19 protein-coding genes are annotated in these 18,244 nt (G+C 71.5%); 11 read left to right on the top strand and 8 right to left on the bottom strand.

Going from position 1 to position 18,244, the window contains the following annotated elements:
• The first annotated feature begins 10 nt into the window (after positions 1 to 10).
• The 7 genes from odhB to EP26_RS19430 all read left to right on the top strand — a co-directional run bounded on the left by odhB (position 11) and on the right by EP26_RS19430 (position 6,321).
• On the top strand, positions 11 to 1,273 hold the full coding sequence (gene odhB / locus EP26_RS19460) for a 2-oxoglutarate dehydrogenase complex dihydrolipoyllysine-residue succinyltransferase (protein WP_043341096.1): 1,263 nt from the start codon (positions 11 to 13) through the stop codon (positions 1,271 to 1,273).
• Positions 1,274 to 1,415: 142 nt separating this feature from the next.
• Complete coding sequence (locus EP26_RS19455; protein WP_043341095.1) at positions 1,416 to 1,697, top strand: hypothetical protein; 282 nt, start codon at positions 1,416 to 1,418, stop codon at positions 1,695 to 1,697.
• Position 1,698: 1 nt separating this feature from the next.
• Entirely contained in the window at positions 1,699 to 2,289 is a 591-nt protein-coding gene (locus EP26_RS19450) for a YajG family lipoprotein (RefSeq protein WP_043341094.1), read from the top strand.
• 73 nt (positions 2,290 to 2,362) lie between these two features.
• A complete protein-coding gene (locus EP26_RS19445; RefSeq protein WP_043341093.1) occupies positions 2,363 to 3,154 on the top strand; it encodes an SDR family NAD(P)-dependent oxidoreductase in 792 nt (263 codons plus the stop codon).
• 75 nt (positions 3,155 to 3,229) lie between these two features.
• Complete coding sequence (locus EP26_RS19440) at positions 3,230 to 3,523, top strand: FeoA family protein (RefSeq protein WP_043341092.1); 294 nt, start codon at positions 3,230 to 3,232, stop codon at positions 3,521 to 3,523.
• A 15-nt stretch (positions 3,524 to 3,538) separates the two neighbouring features.
• Complete coding sequence (gene feoB / locus EP26_RS19435) at positions 3,539 to 5,440, top strand: ferrous iron transport protein B (protein WP_084112672.1); 1,902 nt, start codon at positions 3,539 to 3,541, stop codon at positions 5,438 to 5,440.
• A gap of 413 nt (positions 5,441 to 5,853) precedes the next feature.
• Positions 5,854 to 6,321 (top strand): hypothetical protein, encoded by a 468-nt coding sequence (locus EP26_RS19430; protein WP_157033630.1) that lies wholly within the window; start codon positions 5,854 to 5,856, stop codon positions 6,319 to 6,321.
• Positions 6,322 to 6,444: 123 nt separating this feature from the next.
• On the opposite strand, the gene EP26_RS19425 is transcribed toward EP26_RS19430, so the two are convergent.
• Complete coding sequence (locus EP26_RS19425) at positions 6,445 to 7,566, bottom strand: RMD1 family protein (protein ID WP_043341091.1); 1,122 nt, start codon at positions 7,564 to 7,566, stop codon at positions 6,445 to 6,447.
• 71 nt (positions 7,567 to 7,637) lie between these two features.
• Between EP26_RS19425 and EP26_RS19420 the strand changes: the two genes are divergently transcribed.
• On the top strand, positions 7,638 to 8,027 hold the full coding sequence (locus EP26_RS19420; protein ID WP_043341089.1) for a carboxymuconolactone decarboxylase family protein: 390 nt from the start codon (positions 7,638 to 7,640) through the stop codon (positions 8,025 to 8,027).
• Here EP26_RS19420 and EP26_RS19415 read toward each other — a convergent pair.
• Positions 8,024 to 8,827: an EcsC family protein gene (locus tag EP26_RS19415; protein WP_043341086.1), complete on the bottom strand. Its 804-nt coding sequence runs from the start codon at positions 8,825 to 8,827 to the stop codon at positions 8,024 to 8,026. The two genes, EP26_RS19420 and EP26_RS19415, sit on opposite strands and share 4 nt — an antisense overlap.
• Before the next feature lie 74 nt (positions 8,828 to 8,901).
• Here EP26_RS19415 and EP26_RS19410 point away from each other — a divergent pair, with 74 nt between their 5' ends.
• The gene (locus tag EP26_RS19410) at positions 8,902 to 10,974 is read left to right on the top strand and encodes a molybdopterin-containing oxidoreductase family protein (protein WP_052389386.1); all 2,073 of its coding nucleotides are present in this window, start codon (positions 8,902 to 8,904) and stop codon (positions 10,972 to 10,974) included.
• Here the strand turns inward: EP26_RS19410 and EP26_RS19405 are convergent.
• The 6 genes from EP26_RS19405 to EP26_RS19380 all read right to left on the bottom strand — a co-directional run bounded on the left by EP26_RS19405 (position 10,960) and on the right by EP26_RS19380 (position 16,023).
• Positions 10,960 to 11,823 (bottom strand): SAM-dependent methyltransferase, encoded by an 864-nt coding sequence (locus EP26_RS19405; protein WP_052389385.1) that lies wholly within the window; start codon positions 11,821 to 11,823, stop codon positions 10,960 to 10,962. The genes EP26_RS19410 and EP26_RS19405 overlap by 15 nt on opposite strands.
• A gap of 194 nt (positions 11,824 to 12,017) precedes the next feature.
• Complete coding sequence (locus EP26_RS19400; protein ID WP_084112671.1) at positions 12,018 to 12,983, bottom strand: Bug family tripartite tricarboxylate transporter substrate binding protein; 966 nt, start codon at positions 12,981 to 12,983, stop codon at positions 12,018 to 12,020.
• 60 nt (positions 12,984 to 13,043) lie between these two features.
• A complete protein-coding gene (locus tag EP26_RS19395; protein ID WP_043341083.1) occupies positions 13,044 to 13,973 on the bottom strand; it encodes an AEC family transporter in 930 nt (309 codons plus the stop codon).
• A 3-nt stretch (positions 13,974 to 13,976) separates the two neighbouring features.
• The gene (locus tag EP26_RS19390) at positions 13,977 to 14,453 is read right to left on the bottom strand and encodes a hypothetical protein (RefSeq protein ID WP_043341081.1); all 477 of its coding nucleotides are present in this window, start codon (positions 14,451 to 14,453) and stop codon (positions 13,977 to 13,979) included.
• Positions 14,454 to 14,515: 62 nt separating this feature from the next.
• The gene (locus tag EP26_RS19385) at positions 14,516 to 15,013 is read right to left on the bottom strand and encodes a bactofilin family protein (RefSeq protein WP_245624454.1); all 498 of its coding nucleotides are present in this window, start codon (positions 15,011 to 15,013) and stop codon (positions 14,516 to 14,518) included.
• Positions 15,014 to 15,357: 344 nt separating this feature from the next.
• Positions 15,358 to 16,023: an EI24 domain-containing protein gene (locus EP26_RS19380; protein ID WP_043341079.1), complete on the bottom strand. Its 666-nt coding sequence runs from the start codon at positions 16,021 to 16,023 to the stop codon at positions 15,358 to 15,360.
• Positions 16,024 to 16,136: 113 nt separating this feature from the next.
• On the opposite strand from EP26_RS19380, the gene EP26_RS19375 reads away from it, so the two are divergent.
• Complete coding sequence (locus EP26_RS19375; protein ID WP_043341077.1) at positions 16,137 to 17,150, top strand: adenosine kinase; 1,014 nt, start codon at positions 16,137 to 16,139, stop codon at positions 17,148 to 17,150.
• Positions 17,151 to 17,252: 102 nt separating this feature from the next.
• The gene (locus tag EP26_RS19370) at positions 17,253 to 18,215 is read left to right on the top strand and encodes a hypothetical protein (protein ID WP_043341076.1); all 963 of its coding nucleotides are present in this window, start codon (positions 17,253 to 17,255) and stop codon (positions 18,213 to 18,215) included.
• Positions 18,216 to 18,244 lie beyond the last annotated feature (29 nt).

Genomic DNA, 18,244 nt, shown 5'->3' with positions numbered 1-18,244 from the left:
AGAGAGAACGATGGCGACGGATATCCTGGTACCCACCCTCGGCGAGAGCGTGAGCACCGCCACCGTGGCGCGCTGGCTGAAGAAGGCCGGCGAGCAGGTCGCGGTGGATGAGCCGCTGGTGGAGCTGGAAACCGACAAGGTGACGGTGGAGGTCAATGCGCCCTCCGCCGGCGTCATCGAATCGATCGCCGTGGATGAGGGCGGCGAGGTGGCCCCCGGCGCGGTGCTCGGCGTGATCGGCGCGGCCGGCGCCGGTGCGGCGCCGAAGCCCGCCGCGCCGAGCCCGGCCCCGGCTGCGCCGGCCCCCGCCCCGGCGGCGGCGGCCCAGCCGAAGGTCGAGGAGCCGCGGGTGCCGCAGGGCCCGGTCGCCGTGCCTGGCAACCCGAACGCCCATGCCCCGCTGCCTGCCGCCGCCAAGCTGATGACCGAGAACAAGGTCAGCGCCGAGCAGATCGGCACCGGCACCGCCAAGGACGGCCGCATCAGCAAGGGCGACGTGCTCGACTTCCTCGCCCGTCCGGCCGCCGCTGCGGCGCCGGCTGCCGCTGCCGCCAAGGCCGCACGACCGCTGGAAGAGGGCGAGGAGCGGGTGAAGATGACCCGCCTGCGCATCACCATCGCACGCCGGCTGAAGGAGGCGCAGAACACCGCCGCCATGCTCACCACCTTCAACGAGGTGGATATGGGCGCGGCCATGGCGCTGCGCGCCGAGTACCGCGATGCCTTCGAGAAGCGGCACGGGGTCAAGCTCGGATTCATGTCCTTCTTCGTGAAGGCCTGCGTGGCCGCGCTGAAGGAGTTCCCCGCCGTCAATGCGGAGATCGACGGCGATTCGGTGGTCTACAAGAACTTCGTTCATATGGGCATCGCGGTCGGCGGGCCGAACGGGCTGGTCGTGCCGGTGCTGCGCAACGCCGACCAGATGAGCTTCGCCGGTATCGAGAAGAGCATCGGTGATTTCGGCAAGCGCGTCCGCGACGGGCAGCTGAAGCTGGAGGAGATGGCGGGCGGCAGCTTCACCATCACCAACGGCGGCATCTATGGCAGCCTGATGTCGACGCCGATCCTCAACCCGCCGCAGTCCGGCATCCTCGGGATGCACAAGATCCAGGAGCGGCCGATGGTGGTCGGCGGCAAGGTCGAGGTGCGGCCGATGATGTACCTCGCCCTGTCCTACGACCACCGGATCGTCGACGGGAAGGAGGCGGTGAGCTTCCTCGTCCGCGTGAAGGAAGGCGTCGAGGACCCGCGCCGGCTGATGCTGGACCTCTGAGCCGTCGGCAGGGGGCCGGCCCGCCGGCCTCCTGATTCCCGCGCTCAGCCGCGATCAATCTGCTAGAATCCGGGCCGGCGAAAGCCGGATTCCCTGGCGCGCGCGCCCAGGCGCCGCGCCCAAGCCATAACGGGAGAGTCACATGCGTTCCTTCGAAGGCCAATTCTCCGACAACCGCCCGCTGAAGCGGACGCGCGAGGAGAAGGTGCGGCTGCTGGCCGAGCTGAAGGAGACCTACCGGACGCTGAAGCCGCACACCTCGCCCGAGTTGAAGACCTCCATCGCCGGCAAGATCCGCGAGCTGCAGGCCGAGCTGGCCGCCCCACCGCCGCCGCCGCGCGAGCGGCGCGGGCCGCCGCAGCAGGAGCAGTTCGGCACCGGCCCCCGCCCGCCGCGCCGCCCGCGGCCGCCGCGGGAGTTCTGAGATGCGGCTTGCCAGTCTCCTGCTGGTCGGGCTGCTCGCCGCCTGCGGCACGACCCAGTCGCCTATGGCCTATGCGCCGACGGTGCCGGTCAGCACGACCGCGTCCCGCCCGCTGGTGACGGTGGTGGAGCCGATGGCGAACCAGCGCCGTGCCGGCAGCAATGATCCGCGCTGGATCGGCACCATCCGGGGCGGCTACGGCAACCCGGTGAAGACGCTGGAGGCCGACCGGCCCGTCGACCAGGTCGTCGCCAGCGCCTTCTCCGATGCGTTGGCGTCGCGCGGGTTGCAGGCGGCGACGAGGGCCGGGCGTTACGCCCTGGCCATCACGATCTACCAGTTTGACGCCAACCAATATGTCCGGCGCGAAGCCACGGCCGATTTCGGCATTCGGGTGACGGAGCGCGCCACCGGCCGTGAGGTCTGGTCGGACCGGACCAAGGCCTACAATGTCGATGGCAGCATCCTCTCGCTGAGCACCGGCGTCTTCGCCTCGGTCGACGACCTGAAGCGGGTGGCGCTCCGCAGCATGAGCGAGGCCGTGGATACCTTGCTCGACAAGCCGGGCTTCCGCGCCGCCCTCCGCGGCTGAGCCGCGGCGCCCCTACCCCAACGGCCTGTATCGGCGCAGCATGCACCGAACGGCCAAAGGGGGAGGGAGCGCGATGCGCCTCAAGGACAAGACCGCCATCATCATCGGCGCCGGGCAGGGACCTGGCGAGGGCACCGGCAATGGCCGCGCGACCGCCATCCGCTTCGCCCAGGAGGGGGCGCGGGTCGCCTGCGCGGACCGCGACCTGGTCTCGGCCGAGGAGACGGCGCGGTTGGCCGGCAATGGCGCCTTCGCCCTGCCCGTGGAGGTGACGCAGGAGGCGACGCTCGCCGCCGCGCTCGAGGAGACGGTGCGGCGCTTCGGGCGGCTCGACATCCTCCACTACAATGTCGGGGTCTCGCTGGCCGGGGGCGATGCGCCACCAACCGAGATCACCGAGGAGGCCTTCGACCGGGTCACCGCCATCAATCTGCGTGGGTTCGTCATGGCGGTGAAGCATGCCCTGCCGATCATGTGGGCCCAGCAGGGCGGGGTGATCCTTTCCATCTCCTCGGCCGCCGCGGTCGAGAGCTACCCCTATGTGGCCTACAAGGCGACCAAGGCGGCGATGCTCGCCTTCACCGAGCAGGTGGCGATCCAGAATGCCGGCCATGGCATCCGCTGCAACACCATCCTGCCCGGGCTGATGGACACGCCGATGGCGGTCGATACCCGCGTGCGCCATACCGGCAGGACCCGGGCCGAGGTGGCGGCCGAGCGTGACGCCAAGGTGCCGCTCCGCCGCCGCATGGGCACGGCCTGGGACGTGGCCAATGCCGCCCTCTTCCTTGCCAGCGACGAGGCGGGGTTCATCACCGGCGTCGCCCTGCCGGTGGATGGCGGGCGGCTGGTCCAGATCGGGTGATCGCCCATGGCCGGGCGGTAAGTTGCAAGCGCCAAGCGTTCGCATCTACAAGGAGGCTTCGGTCACGGGTCTCCTATGTCTTTCATCGCCGATGCCGTCCTGACTGAGCCATCCGCTGCGCTCGATCTCGGTGCCGCCCCGCGCGGCTTCCGCGGGCGAATCCGGGGCTTGCGTGCCTTCGCCTCCGGCGGGTTGCCGGCGGAGGAGTTGGAGCGCCGGCTGCTGGAGCTCGGCTTCGTCGAAGGGGCGGAGGTGGAGCTGCTGCACCAGGGGCTGTTCGGGCGGGACCCCATCGCCATCCGGGTCGACTCCGCCACCATCGCGTTGCGCCGACGGGAGGCCGCGGCGGTGCTGGTGGAGCCGATCTAGCAGGACCAAGCGCCTATGAACGAGATGTCGGCCGGCCTGCGCGATCTGCGGATCGCCCTGGTCGGCAACCCGAATTGCGGCAAGACCGCGCTGTTCAATACGCTCACCGGCAGCCGCCAGCGGGTGGCCAATTATCCGGGCGTCACGGTCGAGCGGAAGGAAGGCAGCTTCGTCAGCCCCGGCGGGCGGCGGGTGCGGCTGCTCGACCTGCCGGGCACCTATTCCCTCCGTGCCCGCAGTCCGGACGAGGTGGTGACGCGCGACGTGGTGCTCGGCCAGCAAGCGGGGGTGGCGCCGCCGGACCTGCTCGTCTGCGTGGCGGATGCGACGAACCTGCGCCTCGGCCTGCGGCTGATCCTGGAGCTGAAGCAGGCCGGGCGGCCGCTGCTGGTGGCGCTCAACATGTTCGACATCGCCCGGCATCGCGGCATCGAGGTGGATGTCGAGCGGCTCTCGGCGCTGCTCGGCCTGCCCGTCGTCACCACCGTCGCGGTGCGGCGGGGCGGGACGGAGGCGCTGCTGGCGGCCATCGACGCCCAGGCGCCGGTGGGCGAGGGGGAGGCCGCCTGGTCGGCGCCGGATGCCGCCGGGCTTCGCGCCTTGCAACGCGAGGCGGACCGCATCCTCGCCGCCGTGGTCCGGGTGCCGGACCGGCGCGACGCGGTGACGCGGCGGCTGGACGCGGTGCTGCTGCATCCGGTGGCCGGGCTCGTCATCCTGCTGGTGGTGCTGTTCCTGATGTTCCAGGCGGTCTTCGCCTGGGCGCAGCCGGCAATGGACCTGATCGATGCCGGATTCCAGGCACTAGGCGCCATGGTCGGCGGGCTGTTGCCGGAGGAGGGGCCAGGGGGCCTGCTGCGCAGCTTCCTGCATGACGGGCTGATCGCCGGCGTCGGCAGCGTCCTTGTCTTCCTGCCGCAGATCCTGGTGCTGTTCCTCTTCATCCTCCTGCTGGAGGATTTCGGCTACATGGCCCGCGCCGCCTTCCTGATGGACCGCATCATGGGCGGCGCCGGGCTGCATGGCCGCGCCTTCATCCCGCTGCTGTCTTCCTTCGCCTGCGCCATCCCAGGGATCATGTCGACGCGGGTGATCGACAGCCGACGGGACCGGCTGGCCACCATCCTCGTAGCGCCGCTGATGACCTGCTCGGCCCGCATCCCGGTCTATACGCTGATCATCGGCGCCTTCGTCCCCGACCGGCCGGTGGGGGAGGGGGCCTGGTCCTGGGTCGGGCTGCAGGGGCTCGTGATGTTCGGCCTCTACGCGGCGGGCATCCTGAGCGCGCTCGGGATGTCCTTCGTCTTCAAGCGGCTGCTCTGGCGCGGCCAGCCGACCGAGCCCTTCATGCTGGAACTGCCGGACTACAAGCTGCCGCGGCTGCGCAACCTGGCGCTCGGCCTCTGGCAGCGGGCCAAGGCCTTCCTGCGCCGGGCGGGGACCATCATCCTCTCGATAATGGTGGTGATCTGGTTCCTTTCCTCCGTTCCCCGTCCGCCGGAGGGGGCGACCCAGCCTGCCATCGAGTACAGCTTCGCCTATTCAATCGGCCAGGCGGTGGAGCCGCTGCTGCGGCCGATCGGGTTCAACTGGCAGATCGGCGTGGCGCTGATTCCCGGCATGGCGGCGCGGGAGGTGGCGGTGGCCTCGCTCGGCACCGTCTATGCGGTGCAGGACGCCGAGGAGGATACGGCCCAGCTCGGCCAGGCGCTGGCTGGGCGATGGAGCCTGGCGACGGCGCTCGCCTTCCTCGCCTGGTATGTCTTCGCGCCGCAATGCGTGGCGACGCTCAGCGTGATTCGGCGCGAGACGGGTGGGCAGCGCTGGATGTGGTTCAGCTTCGGCTACATGCTGGCGCTGGCCTATCTGGCGGCCTTTGTGACCTATCAGGTGGCGAGGGCGCTGGGGGTGGGATGACCCCCGGCCTTGGCGTCGATGAGGGATTTGCCGGGTGCTGATCCGATACCGGGTCGCCAATGGTCGCGCATTCGACTGGGCTTTGCCGGGCCGGGCCGGTCCGGGGCTTGGGCCCGAGAGATAAGCCGTTCTTCTGTCCAATGGCGATTATGCAGCCGACAAGTCCTAGTAAGGCCTGAGCATCAGGCGGACAGCTTTCGTTCGCTATCCTATGCGTTACTATTTCGTAATAAATATAATTAGAGGTGGTAGGGGCCGGCCTGACGGGCAGCCTTGGCCTTAAATTATACCAAGACATAACCAGACAGTTGAAAGTCCACGGACTCACACTTTTTTGCGGTGCAAAAAGCTTGTATGGATGATGTGCCGAACATGTTCGGCTGCCTCTGACCGCTTCAAGGCGGAGATCGACGATGAATGCCGTATCGATACAAAAACAAGCTTCGATGACCCAATCCGTGGGAAAACCGATGACCAAGCCGTCAGATCATTCCCAGACCCCCAATTATTTCATCCGCTACGATGCCGTGCGTAACCTGCTGCGCCTGCAGAACAAGGCCATCGCGGAAGACACCCTGAAGGTGATCCTGCGGATCGTCCTCGATGCCACGCCGATTGACGAGGACCTCTACCTCGATCGCTACCCGGATGTGGCAAAGGCCGTTGCCAGCGGCGTCTACCGCTCCGCACGCGAGCATCTCACCACGGTCGGCTATTTCGAGGGCCGGTCCGCCTGGCCGGACCAGTTCGACGAGACTGCGTATCTGAAGGCCTATCCGGACGTGGCCGACGCGGTCGCCTCGGGCAGCCTCCGCAGCGCCTTCGAGCACTTCACCCATTCCGGGGCCATCGAGGGGCGCCTGCCTGCGCCAGCCGTCTGAGGCGGCGCCACATCAGCCAATCCTCCGGTCGGGCGAAACCGCTCAACCGGAGCTGTGCCGCATGACACGGGCCGCATCGGGCTCGGGCCGATTGGCTACCCTGCGTCCCGAGACGATGCAGCCTCAGTACCGCACCAGCGACAGCACGATCTCGACCGCGATGAGCAGCAGGATCGCGGTCTCCAGCAGCTCCGCCCGGCCGCTCGCGGCCTCGCCATGCAGCGCGGTGTAGGTGTCGCGGATGATCGCCAGCTTGCGGTCCACCGCAGCGCCCACATTGGGCACGCGAAACTGCTCCATGGCCGCGGCATAGACGCGGGCGAGATAGACATCCTCCGTGACCTGCAACGCATTGTCGACGCGCTCGGTCAGCTCCGTCACCTCGGCGACCAGCGCGTGTAGCCCGCGGGCGAGGCGCGCATAGCGGCGGGAGGCGAGCAGGTTGGTTCGCCGCCGCGCCGCCTCCACCATCCCGCGCATGCGCGGCAGCTCGTCATCCAGCATCTCGTCATAGCCGCGCAGCTCGAGCAGCTGGGCATTGGCCATCTCCAGCACATCGGCGACATCGGTTTCGCGCTGCGGCTCGTGGATGAAGGCGCGGTCCCAGGTCAGCACCACCAGGTCGTCCGGGTGATAGGAGAAGCGCTGGCGCAGCAGGTCCCGCCGCGCGCCCTCGGAGAGCGGGCGTTCCTCGCCGGAGAGCAGCGGGACGAGGTCGAGCGTCTGCACCAGCGTCTCGGCCATCATCGGCCGGTCGAAGGCATCGACGATGGCGAGCAGGTAGTCCTCCTGCAGCGGCGTCGCGGTCGGGCGGTCGAGCGCCTCGGCCAGCAACTCGCGCAGCCGGCCGAGCAGCCCTTCCCAGACCGGCGTCTCGGCGGCCGGGCCGATGGCGCGGTCGGTCCCGTTCACCAGGGCGGTGAAGCCGGCCCAGCCGAGATCGGCCGCCGGCAGCCGCAGGGCGAGCGCCGCGATGCCGAAATCGTAGAGCCGGGCGCCCGCCGCCGCCGTCACCGGCCTGCCGTCGAGCATGATCTCCACCGGCCCGAGATCGAGCGCCAGCGGCGGCACGCCGAAGGACACTGCCTTGGGCGAGGTGCCGACCAGCCGGCTGCGCACGCCGCTGCCCTGCGCCCGGCTGGCCCAGAGCGCCTCGGCCCGCCGCAGGTCGATCTCATAGGCCAGGTCGAAGAGCCGGAGCGCGACCACCTGCCCCGATACCACCCTCGGCTCCGCCTGCTGCATCCCACTCTCCTCGTCTCGTGGGCAGGCGATTAGCATGGGCCGCGAACCGGTGAACGCATGGAGGGATGACGATGGCGGACGACCTGCTGGAGAGCGGCAAGCGCATCAGGGCCGAGGTGATCGGTGAGGCGCGCTCGGCGGCGGCACTGGCGGGCACGACCGATTTCGACCGTCCCTTCCAGGAGTTGGCGCTGCGCTATTGCTGGGGCGAGGTCTGGGGCCGCCCCGGCTTGCCGCGGCGCGACCGGAGCCTCGTCAACCTCGCCATGCTGGCCGCCCTCGGCAAGCCGAACGAGCTGAAGATCCATCTCCGCGGCGCCCTGACCAATGGCGTGACGCGCGCGGAAATCCAGGAGGTCTTCCTCCAGCTCTGCATCTATGCCGGTGTCCCGGCGGCGGGCGAAGCCTTCCGCGTCGCCCGTGAGGTCTTCGAGGAGCCGGAATTCGCCGATAAGGGCTAGCCGGCGCTTCGGATCGCCTCGTACCCTGCCCGCACCAGCGCCGGCCCATGCTCCCGCTCGAGCCGGCGGATGGTGAAATGCGCCGTAGCGATACCGGAGAAATGCTCGAGGAAGGCGATGTTCACCGCCGCCCCGCCCGCCGCGCCGATCACCGGCGCCGCCTGGGCGGAGAGCTTCACCGCGACCGGCGCCCCGAAGCGCGCCGCGATGGCACCGAGGAAGCCCGGCAGCAGCGCGCCGAAGCCGCGGCCGACGGCGCCCTTCAGCGTCTCCGCCAGGGCGATGCGCAGGGCGAAATAGCCACTTTCCGCCTCCTCCGCCTGCGGGTCGCGGCCGCCGAGGGCGAAGACCTTCAGGCATTCCGCCTGCACCATCGGGTCCGACAGATCCTCGCCCTGCTCGGCGGCGATGGCGGCGATGCGGCGCAGCAGCAGGGTGGTGGAGACGGGCAGTTCCATCAGCGTCCCACCGAGGCCGAAGGCTCCGCCCGCCGCGCCGGAGGCGGCCAGCAGACCGCGATGCAGCCAGGCGCCGGACAGCGGCGTCGGGTTGCGGGACGGGTCGCTGCGCATGGCGGCCTGCAAGGCGCCCTCGAGCGCGCGGCGGACGGCGCCGTCCAGCATGCGTTGCGCGGCCGCCGGCAGGCGGCGCTTCAGGGCGTCCACCGAGCCGCCGACCAGCGAGGCCAGGCGGACGGGCAGGGAGGTGCCTTCCAGGATCGCCACCGCCTCGGCGAGCGCCGCCTGCTCGTCATTGCGAAGGCCGGCGGGGACGGGGAGGGTGGATTCGGTCGTGCTCATGCCGGCAACAACCTCCGTGCTGGCGCCGGGTTCGCTGCGGCGGCAGGATTGCCGCCCGCCGAAGGACCGCTAGGATGGATGGCAGCCTCGCCCCGCCCAGGGAACCGACCCTGATCCGCACCGCCTGCCCGCATGACTGCCCGAGCGCCTGCGTGCTGGAGGTGGAGCGCATCTCGCCGGAGCGGATCGGCCGGGTGCGCGGCTCGGCCAGCTACGACTACACGGCGGGCACCTGCTGCGCCAAGGTCGCCCGCTATGCCGAGCGGACGCATCACCCGGACCGGTTGACCCGGCCCTTGCTGCGCGTCGGCGCCAAGGGCGAGGGCCGCTTCGCCCCGATCGGCTGGGATGAGGCGCTGGACCGCATTGCCGATGCCTTCCGCGCCGCCGCCACGCGGCATGGGCCGGAGGCGGTCTGGCCCTACCATAGCGGCGGCACCATGGGCGTGCTCGGCCGCTGGGGGCTCGACCGGCTGCGGCATGTGATGGGCTATTCCCGGCAGAAATCGACCATCTGCGTCACCCCGGCCGAGATGGGCTGGCGCGCCGGCCATGGCGCGGCCCGCGGCGCCGATCCGCGCCGGATGGCGGAGGCAGACCTCATCCTGATGTGGGGTGGCAACCCCGTCTCCACCCAGGTCAACCTGATGACGCACATCCAGCGGGCGCGGAAGCGGCGCGGGGCGAGGCTGGTCGTCATCGATGCCTACCGCTCGCCGAGTGTGGAGGCGGCCGATATCGGCATCATCCTGCGGCCGGGCACGGATGCGGCGCTGGCCCTCGCGCTGATGGCGATCGCACTCGAAGGCGGTGCGGCGGATCGCGCCTTCCTCGCCGCCCATACGGATTGGGATGCGGGGGTGGAGGCGCATCTCCGCCGCCATACGCCCGAATGGGCCGAGGGCGTGACCGGCGTGCCGGCGGCCACCATCCGCGCGCTCGGCGCGCTCTATGCCGGCACGCGGCGGATGTTCCTCCGCGCCGGCGTCGGCTTCACCCGTCACCGCAACGGCGCGGCGACGATGCATGCCGTCTCCTGCCTCGCCGCGCTCACCGGCGCCTGGGGCGTGGAGGGCGGCGGCGCCTTCTTCTACGCGCTGGAAGGCTGGGGGCTCGACACTCGTCTCGCCTGGGCCAGCGACCGGATCGACCCTTGTGTGCGGGTGCTCGACCAGTCCCGCATCGGCGCCGTGCTGAATGGCGAGGCGCTGGCAGGTGGGCCGCCCGTAACGGCCATGCTGATCCAGAACGCCAACAGCGCCGAGGTGGCGCCCGACAGCCACGCCGTCCGCCGCGGCTTGGCGCGGGAGGACCTCTTCCTCGCCGTGCATGAGCAGTTCCTGACGCCGACCGCCGCCTTCGCCGATGTGGTATTGCCGGCCACCACCTTCCTCGAGCACAGCGACCTCTATCTCGGCCTCGGCCATGACGCCTTGACCGTCGGCCCGCAGGTGATCGAGCCGCAGGGCGAGGCACGCAGCAACCATGCCGTGGTCTGCAGCCTCGCGGCGCGGCTCGGGGCGGAGCATCCCGGCTTCGGCATGGCGGAGGAGGCGATGCTGGATGCGACGCTGCGCGCCTCGGGCCTGCCGGGCTGGGAGGCGGCGAAGGCGGCGGGCTTCCTGCCCATCGGCAATGCCATCCCGGCCGGCGAGGCCTTTGCAGGCTTCCCGCAGCCGGATGGGCGCTTCCGCTTCCGCCCCGACTGGGCGGCGCTTGGCCCCTATGCCGAGGGGATGCCGGCGCTGCCGAGCCATTGGGACAGGCTCGACCATGCGAGCGAGGCGACGCCCTTCCGCCTCATCACCCCGCCGGCGCGGAGCTTCCTCAACACCAGCTTCACCGAGACGCCCGGCTCCCGCACGCGGGAGGGCGCGCCCCGGCTCCGCCTGCACCCGGAGGATGCGTACCGGCTCGGCATCGCCGACGGCGCCCGCGTGCGGATCGGCAATGCACGCGGCGCGCTGACCCTGCAGGCGATGCGCTTCGACGGCGTGCTGCCCGGCGTGCTGGCGGTCGAGGGCATCTCGCCGAGCGCCGATTTCCCCGAGGGCATCGGCATCAACAGCCTGGTGGGGGCGGAGCCGGTGGCGCCGGCGGGCGGCGTCGCCTTCCACGACACCGCCGTCTGGCTACGTCCCGCCTGAGCCGCCGCCCGCCACCACGATGATGCCGGCCGAGGTCGCCGTGAAGCCTGCGACCGAGAGGCGCAGATGCGGCGGGTGCATGGCGCCGAGCGGGCCGATCTCCACCGGGAAGGGCGGGATGTCGACGAACTGGTCCATGATGCCGGGCGGATTTATGTCATCCAGCCGCAGCATGCGGTGGCCCTGCGCCGCCAGACGCGCGGCCAGGGCGTCCAGGTGGCGGCGCTGGAACAGCACGGTCGAGCCCCGGGTGAGCGTCGCACCCTCGGGGTCGAGATTCATCTCGGTGGTGTGGACCGCGATGCCGCCCGGCTTCAGGCAGCGCATCGCCGCCTCGACGAAGGCGAAGCCCCGGTCGATCGAGCCGAGATGCTCCATGGCGCAGGCCGACCAGACGATGTCCTGGCTGCCATCCTGCAACTCGGCCGGCAACTCGCTCATGTCGACGCTGCGGAAGCGGACGAGCCGGTCGAAGCCGGCGCGGTCCTGCAGATGCGGGCGGTGCAGCGCATCGATCCCGGTGCCGTGCTGTCCGGTCTTGATCCAGTCCCGCGCGCGGCTGTCCTCCGCGGCGAGGTCGGTCGCCAGCACCGCGACGCCGCGCGAGGCGAGGATGGCCGGCAAGGGCTCCCGCCCCACCGCGAAGCCGATGGCGCGGCGGCCCGGCTCCAGCAGCCCGGCCTCCCACAGCGCCTGGCAGATGAAGGCATCCTCCCAGAGCTTGCGGTGATAATAGGGCGGTACGCCGAATCCGGCACCAGTGGCGCAGCCAGTCGCTTTCGATATCGGCCTGACGGCAGCTCCGGCTGGTGAGGCCGGCCTGCACCGGCGACTCGGGCAGCGCCACATCCGGGCCGGCGAGGCCGCTGGCGTAATGGCGCTGCACCATCTCCCAGCCCAGCAGCTTCACCGTGCCGCGCAGCGCCGCATCCTCGCGGCTGCCGCGTCGGAGCGTGACGACGGGTTGCGCGAGCATCGCCGCCAGCCTGTTGCGGGAGAAGGCGCGGAACAGGCGAAGCGGCATCGCCGCGGTATCCTCCCCGTCAGCTGTCCAGCCGGATGCCCAGCTCGCGGATCAGCGGCCGCCACTCGGCATTCTCGCGCCGGACGAAATCGGCGAATTCCTGCGGCGACCAGGGCGCGCTCTCGATGCCGAGGTCGCGGTAGCGCGCCTGCACGTCATCCGCGCCGACGCCGGCCGCGAGCGCCTCGGCGAGCTTCGCCACCACCGGCGCCGGTGTCGCCGCCGGCACGCTCATCCCCTGCCAGCCATAGGCGACGGCATTCGCGTGGCCGAGCTCGCGCAGCGTCGGCACGTCCGGCGCGCGGGCGGAGCGGGCTTCGGAGAAGACGCAGAGGGTCTTCACCCTGCCGCTGGTGATGAAGGGGATGCCCGATGCGCAGTCGATGACGACGCTCTCGACATTGCCGGCGAGCAGGTCCTGCATCGCCGCCGGCCCGCCGCGATAGGGGACATGCGTCGCCTCGAGCCCGGTGCGGCGCTTCACCATCTCCATCGCCAGGTGATGCGGCGAGGCGACGGCGGGCGTGCCGTAATTGGGCGCCCGCGTCTTCGACTGCGCCACGAACTCGGCGAAGTCCTTCACCGGATTGTCCGGCCGCACGACGAGGAAGAGCGGGAAGCGGCCGATGAAGCCGACGCCGCGGAAGTCCCTGTCCGGGTCGTAGGGCAGGCGCGAGTAGAGCGCCGGGTTGTAGACGAGGATGCCGTTGTCGACATGCAGCAGCGTGTAGCCGTCCGGCGCGCTGCGGGCGACCGCCTCGCTGGCGACCACGGCGCCGCCGCCGGGGCGGTTCTCGACGACCATGGTCTGCCCGAGCCGCGTGCCGATATGCCCGCCGATCAGCCGGGCGAAGACGTCGCTCGCCCCGCCCGGCGGATAGCCGACGACCCAGCGCAGCGGGCGGTCGGGGAAGGTCTGCGCCCGCGCCATGCCGGCCAACGCCGCGCCGCCGATCCCGGTGAGAAGAGTGCGTCGTCCCAGCATCGCTTCAAGCCCCCGTATTGCTCTGCAGCATCTAGCGGATTCCATCGCCCCTCGTCACGATCAGCCGCGCAGCAGGGATTGCAGCAGCAGCAGCCAGCAGGGCAGCGTCGCCACGGCGAGCAGGTGCTCGAGGCTGGTGATCGCCGCCATCAGCGGGGCGTCGCCGCCCATGGCGCGGGCCATGACGTAGCTCGTCGTCGCCGTCGGCAGCGCCATGAAGGTGACGGCGGCGGCGAGCGGCAGGGGCTCCAGCCCGAACCAGCGGCCGAGCGCGAAGGTCAGCGCCGGCATCGCCAGCAGCTTGATCGCGCTGGTCGCCAGCTGCAGCGGCAGCCGCCCACCGAGCGCGCCGAGCGAGAGCGCGGCGCCGACGCAGAGCAGGCCGAGCGCGACCGAGGCCTGGCCGAGGGATTGCAGCAGCGGCTTCACCCCATGCGGCAGCCCGCCGAGCAGTGCGACGGCGAAGCCGATGAGGCAGGCGAGCAGCAGCGGGTTGAGCAGCAACTGCCGCAGCACGCGGCGCGGCGAGAGGCGGCCGTTCGTGCCGGGGCCGAGGGCGAAGACGATGGTCGTCAGCGTCTGCACGAAGGGCACGATCAGCCCCGTCGCCACCGCGCCGAGCGCCGTGCCGCCGCTGCCGAAGATGCCGCCGATGACGGCGAAGCCCATCAGGTTGTTGAAGCGGATGCCGCCCTGGAAGACCGAGGTCGTGGCCGGATGGTCGGCCCGGAAGGCGAAGGCCAGCGCCAGGCTGAGCGCCCCTCCCGTCAGCAGGCTGAGCCAGATGGCGAGGCCCATCCGCCCGATCGGCAGGGCGAGGATATCGACCGAGGCGATGGCGGAGACCAGCAGCGCCGGCATCAGCGCCCAGAAGACCAGCCGCTCAATCCCCGCCCAGATGGCATCCTGCGGCAGCAGCCAGCGCTTCAGCGCCGCGCCGAGCAGCAGCAGCCCGAAGGGCGGCACGAAGACGTCGAGATAGAGCAGCAAGCCTCAGGCGCCGCGATCGGCGGGGCGTGACGCACCGGCCAGCTCGTGCAGGCAATGCGCCTCGGTGCGCGGCTCCGTCCCGCTGGCCCGCGCCGCGGCATGGGAGACGCGCAGCCTTCCGCCCTCGGGGTAGAGGATGAGGTCGAGCGCGCAGGCCGGGGCGGCGTAGAGCCAAATCTCGGCCGTGCCCTCATGGCGGCGGAAGCTGGGCTCGCCGAGCCAGCGCCGCAGCGTGTCCGGCCCGAGGCCTAGGAATTGGGTGGCGGCGACCGGCCGCGCTGCGGCGGGCTCGACCGCGATGGCAGGAACGGTCGCCGCCGACAGGGCGACCGGCGTTGCCGCCAAAGGGGAAGCCAACGGGGCTAGGCTTGCCCGGCTGGTCTCGAAGGCCTGGCGGAGCGCATCGGCCCGCTCCTCCGGCGCGGCGCAGGCGCCGAGCAGGCCGAGGACCGGGAGCAGGAGAAAGAGGCGGGGCGCCATGGCGGCGCAGCTCCGGAGCAGGCGGCACGCCGCCGGGGAGGGCCCCGGCGGCGCGGTTGGCATCAGGCCTCGACGGGGGTGGGAATCACGCGGGGCGCCGGCGCGGCGCTGCCCTCCGTGATCATTTCCATGCGGCCGGAGACCTGGCCGCCTTCCTCCACCGAGAGCTTGCGGTAGCGGGCGGTGCCGGTGACCTTGCCGGTCCCGCGGATGGTGAGCGAGCCGCGGGCGGAAATGGTGCCGTCGAACAGGCCGGCGATCTCGGCATCCTCGACCTGCACCTCGCCGCGGAACACGCCGGTCGGCGCGACGAAGAGCTCGGCGGCCTGGATCATCTCGGACTCGACGGTGCCCTCGACCACCAGCCGCTCGGCGTCGCTCACCGTGCCCTGCAGGCTGATCCCCCGCCCGACGACCAGGGTGCGGCGCTCGGCCGCCTCGGGACGGGCCGGCGGGCGGGCGGGCACGCCGAGCGGCGCGGCCGCGGCCGGCGCCGCCGGACGGGGCGCCAGGGACGGCGTGGCGGGGGCGGCATTCGGCTTCGGGGCCATCGACATCATGGGCGTGTCCTTAAGTGTTGAGCGGAAGGGCGGCACACCGAAATCGGCGTCGCGTGCGGCGGAGGTCGTGCCGGTCCCTTCGGTCCCAGATGCCGGGTTCGGAGCCTCGACCGACCCTTGGCCCGTTCCAGGGTCGATGGCCGGCGTCGCCGGCCCGTCTTCGCGTTTGCGGCCGAAGATGGCCATGCTGTCCCCCAAAGATCCACGGCGCTGCGCCACGGCGGCGCATCGACGGGCCGCGCGTATTCCCCATACGGCCGGCCCGACAGCCACCGGCTAACATGCCGCATTGTGCCAACACAACGACGTGTTGCATTGCGCCGGCGGAATTTGTTGCACGTTACTTATCCGATCCAAGTGCGGTGGCGGTGGAGCAGATGCGTCATCGCCGCCGTACCGAGCACGGGAACCAGCAAATTGAGCCCGGGCACCAGCGAGAGCGCCGCCATGATTGCGCCGATCAGCAGTACCGGCACCTCGCGCCGCCGCCGCTCCGCCCGCGCCTCGGCCACCGGCATGCGCCGCTGCGCCACGCCCTCGAACAGCCCATGGCCGAGCGCCACGGTCGAGACGAGCCAGAGGACCACGGCGCCGAAGGGCGGGGCGAAGGCGAGCAGCGGCAGGGCGGCGAGGGTGACGACGCCCGTCTTCAGCGCGAAGACGAGGTTGAAGCGTATCTGCGCCATCAGCGCGGCCCCCTGGGGCGGCGGCAGCTGCGGGTAGAAGCGCCGCTCCACCGCCGCCGCGACGGAATCGAGAAACAGGCCGGAGAGCGCCAGCATCACCGGCACGAAGAGCCAGACGGCGAGCACCAGCACCAGCAGCCCGCCTAACGCCCCGGCGATGCCGGCAAGCCAGCCCTCGCCGCCCGCGGCGCCGGCCACCGCCCAGGCGGAGAGCGCGGCGAGGCCGAGGAAGGCGAGCAGCGCGGCGCCGAAGCTCTTGGCGAGCGGGCCGATGAAGGCCGGGTCGCCGAGCTGGCGAAGGGCAAGCAGGCAGGCTGCGATCATGCGGGCGGAATCCTCTCCATGGTTGCGGCAGCCAGGGTCGGGGGCTATGGGCGGGCTATCCTGGCCCGGCCCCTGGCACAATGCCCCGGCCCCAACGCCCCTGATGAGGTCCCATGAGCGAGCCAACCCTCGACATTCTCGGCATCGGCAACGCGATCGTCGACGTGCTGGCCCGTGCGGACGACGCCTTCCTCGCCGCCGAGGGGCTCGACAAGGGCGCGATGCGGCTGATCGGGGCGGAGGAGGCGGAGGGGCTCTACGGCCGGATGGGGCCCGGCGTGGAGAGCTCCGGCGGCTCGGCCGGCAATACCTGCGCGGTCGCCGCGGCGCTCGGGGCGCGGGTCGGCTACCTCGGCAAGGTGGCCGAGGATGCGCTGGGCCAGGTCTTCGCCCATGACATTCGTGCCGCCGGCGTGCATTTCCCGACCGCGCCGTTGCGGGGTGGGGCGCCGACGGCGCGCTGCCTCATCCTCGTCACGCCCGACGCGCAGCGGACGATGAACACCTTCCTCGGCGCCTGCGTCGCCTTCTCGCCCGAGGATGTCGACCCGGCCGAGGTCGGCCGCGCCAAGGTGACCTATCTCGAAGGCTATCTCTTCGACCCGCTGGCAGCGCAGGAGGCCTTCCGCGCCGCCGCCCGCGCCGCCCATGCCGCCGGGCGGCAGGTGGCGCTGAGCCTTTCCGACGCCTTCTGCGTCGAGCGGCACCGCGAGGCCTTCCGCCAGTTGGTGCGCGAGGAGGTCGACATCCTCTTCGCCAATGAGAGCGAGATCGCCGCCCTCTACCAGGCCGATGTCGAGGCCGCCGCCACCCAGGCCGCGCAGGACGTCGCGCTCGCCGCGCTCACCCGCAGCGAGCGGGGCAGCCTCATCCTCGCCGGGGGCGAGCGGCACGAGGTCGCCGCCGCGCCTGCGGCGGTGGTCGACACCACCGGCGCCGGGGATGCCTATGCCGCCGGCTTCCTCGCCGCCCTTACCCGCGGCCTGCCGCTGCCGGAATGCGGGCGCTGGGGCTCCATCGCCGCGGCCGAGGTGATCTCGCATTTCGGTGCAAGGCCGCAGTCCGATCTGAAAGCGTTGGTTGCGGCCGTTCCGGGGAACCGCCCCGTCTCCACCGTGTTGGGCTGAGCAAGGCCCGGTGGCGGCCCCGCCTCGGCGGGGCCCATGCCGCGGGCCCCATGCCCCGGCCGCGTCTCCCCATCGGCCGGTGGCCAACGGAGACGCCCCAAGATGCACCTGAAAACCAAGCTGCTCACGACGACCTTCGGCCTGGCCCTAATCGCCCTGCCGGCCCTGGCCCAGACCGGCCCGTCGACCATGTCGCCGATGGCGCCGCATTCCGCCCAGTCCGACGACACGGCCGGCATGCCGCATCACCGCCACCACGGCATGCGCTCCGAGCGCCGCGCCGAGCGCCGGGCGATGCGCGAGGAGAACCGCCAGGACGCCGCCGGCCTGGTCGAGGCGGCGAGCGAGGCGCTGCGCCGCGGCCGCGCCGCCGAGGCCACCGACCTGCTGGAGCGGAGCGAGACCCGGCTGCTGACCCGCAGCATCCCGTCCGACCGCGCCGGCCAGCCGATGCGCAGCCCGGCGCTCGACAGCCTGGCCTCCGCCCGCAGCGCGATCCAGAGCCGCGACCGTGCAGGCGCCCAGACCCAGATGCAGCAGGCCATCGCCATCCTCCGCCGCGAGGATAGCAGCATGGGCAGCGGCGCCGACGCCTCCACGATGCCGATGAGCGGCCAAGGCATGTCCAGGCAGGGCATGTCCGGCCAGGGCATGCCCGGCCAGGCCATGCAGCAGGACGAGAACATGACGGCCCGCGGCATGTCAGGCCAGGGCACCTATGGCCGCGGCACAATGCAGGATGGCGGCACGGCCGGCCGTTCGATGAGCCGGGCCGATGGCATCATCCGCGTGCAGGGTACCGGGATGAACGCCCCGCGGGACCAGCGGGAACCGCGGGACATGCAGAACCGGCGCGACGGCAACCCGGCGACGAGCCATGGCACGACCAACCATGGCGCCGGCGGGGTCGGCGCTGCGCCGACGCCCGGCACCACGCCGACGCCGCAAGTGACGGGCAGCGGCCGCAGCAGCAGCGGCGGCGCCGTGACCACGGGCACACCGAGCAGCGGCAATGCCAGCGGCGCGACGACCCCGTCGGCCCCCAGCCAGGGCAGCGGCCGCTAAGAGCGAATGACGAAGACGGGAGGGGGCGT

The organism is Belnapia moabensis DSM 16746, from assembly GCF_000745835.1.
GTDB lineage: Bacteria > Pseudomonadota > Alphaproteobacteria > Acetobacterales > Acetobacteraceae > Belnapia > Belnapia moabensis.
The sequence above is the reverse complement of the archived record's forward strand: the minus strand, read 5'-3'. Positions and strand labels throughout refer to the sequence as shown.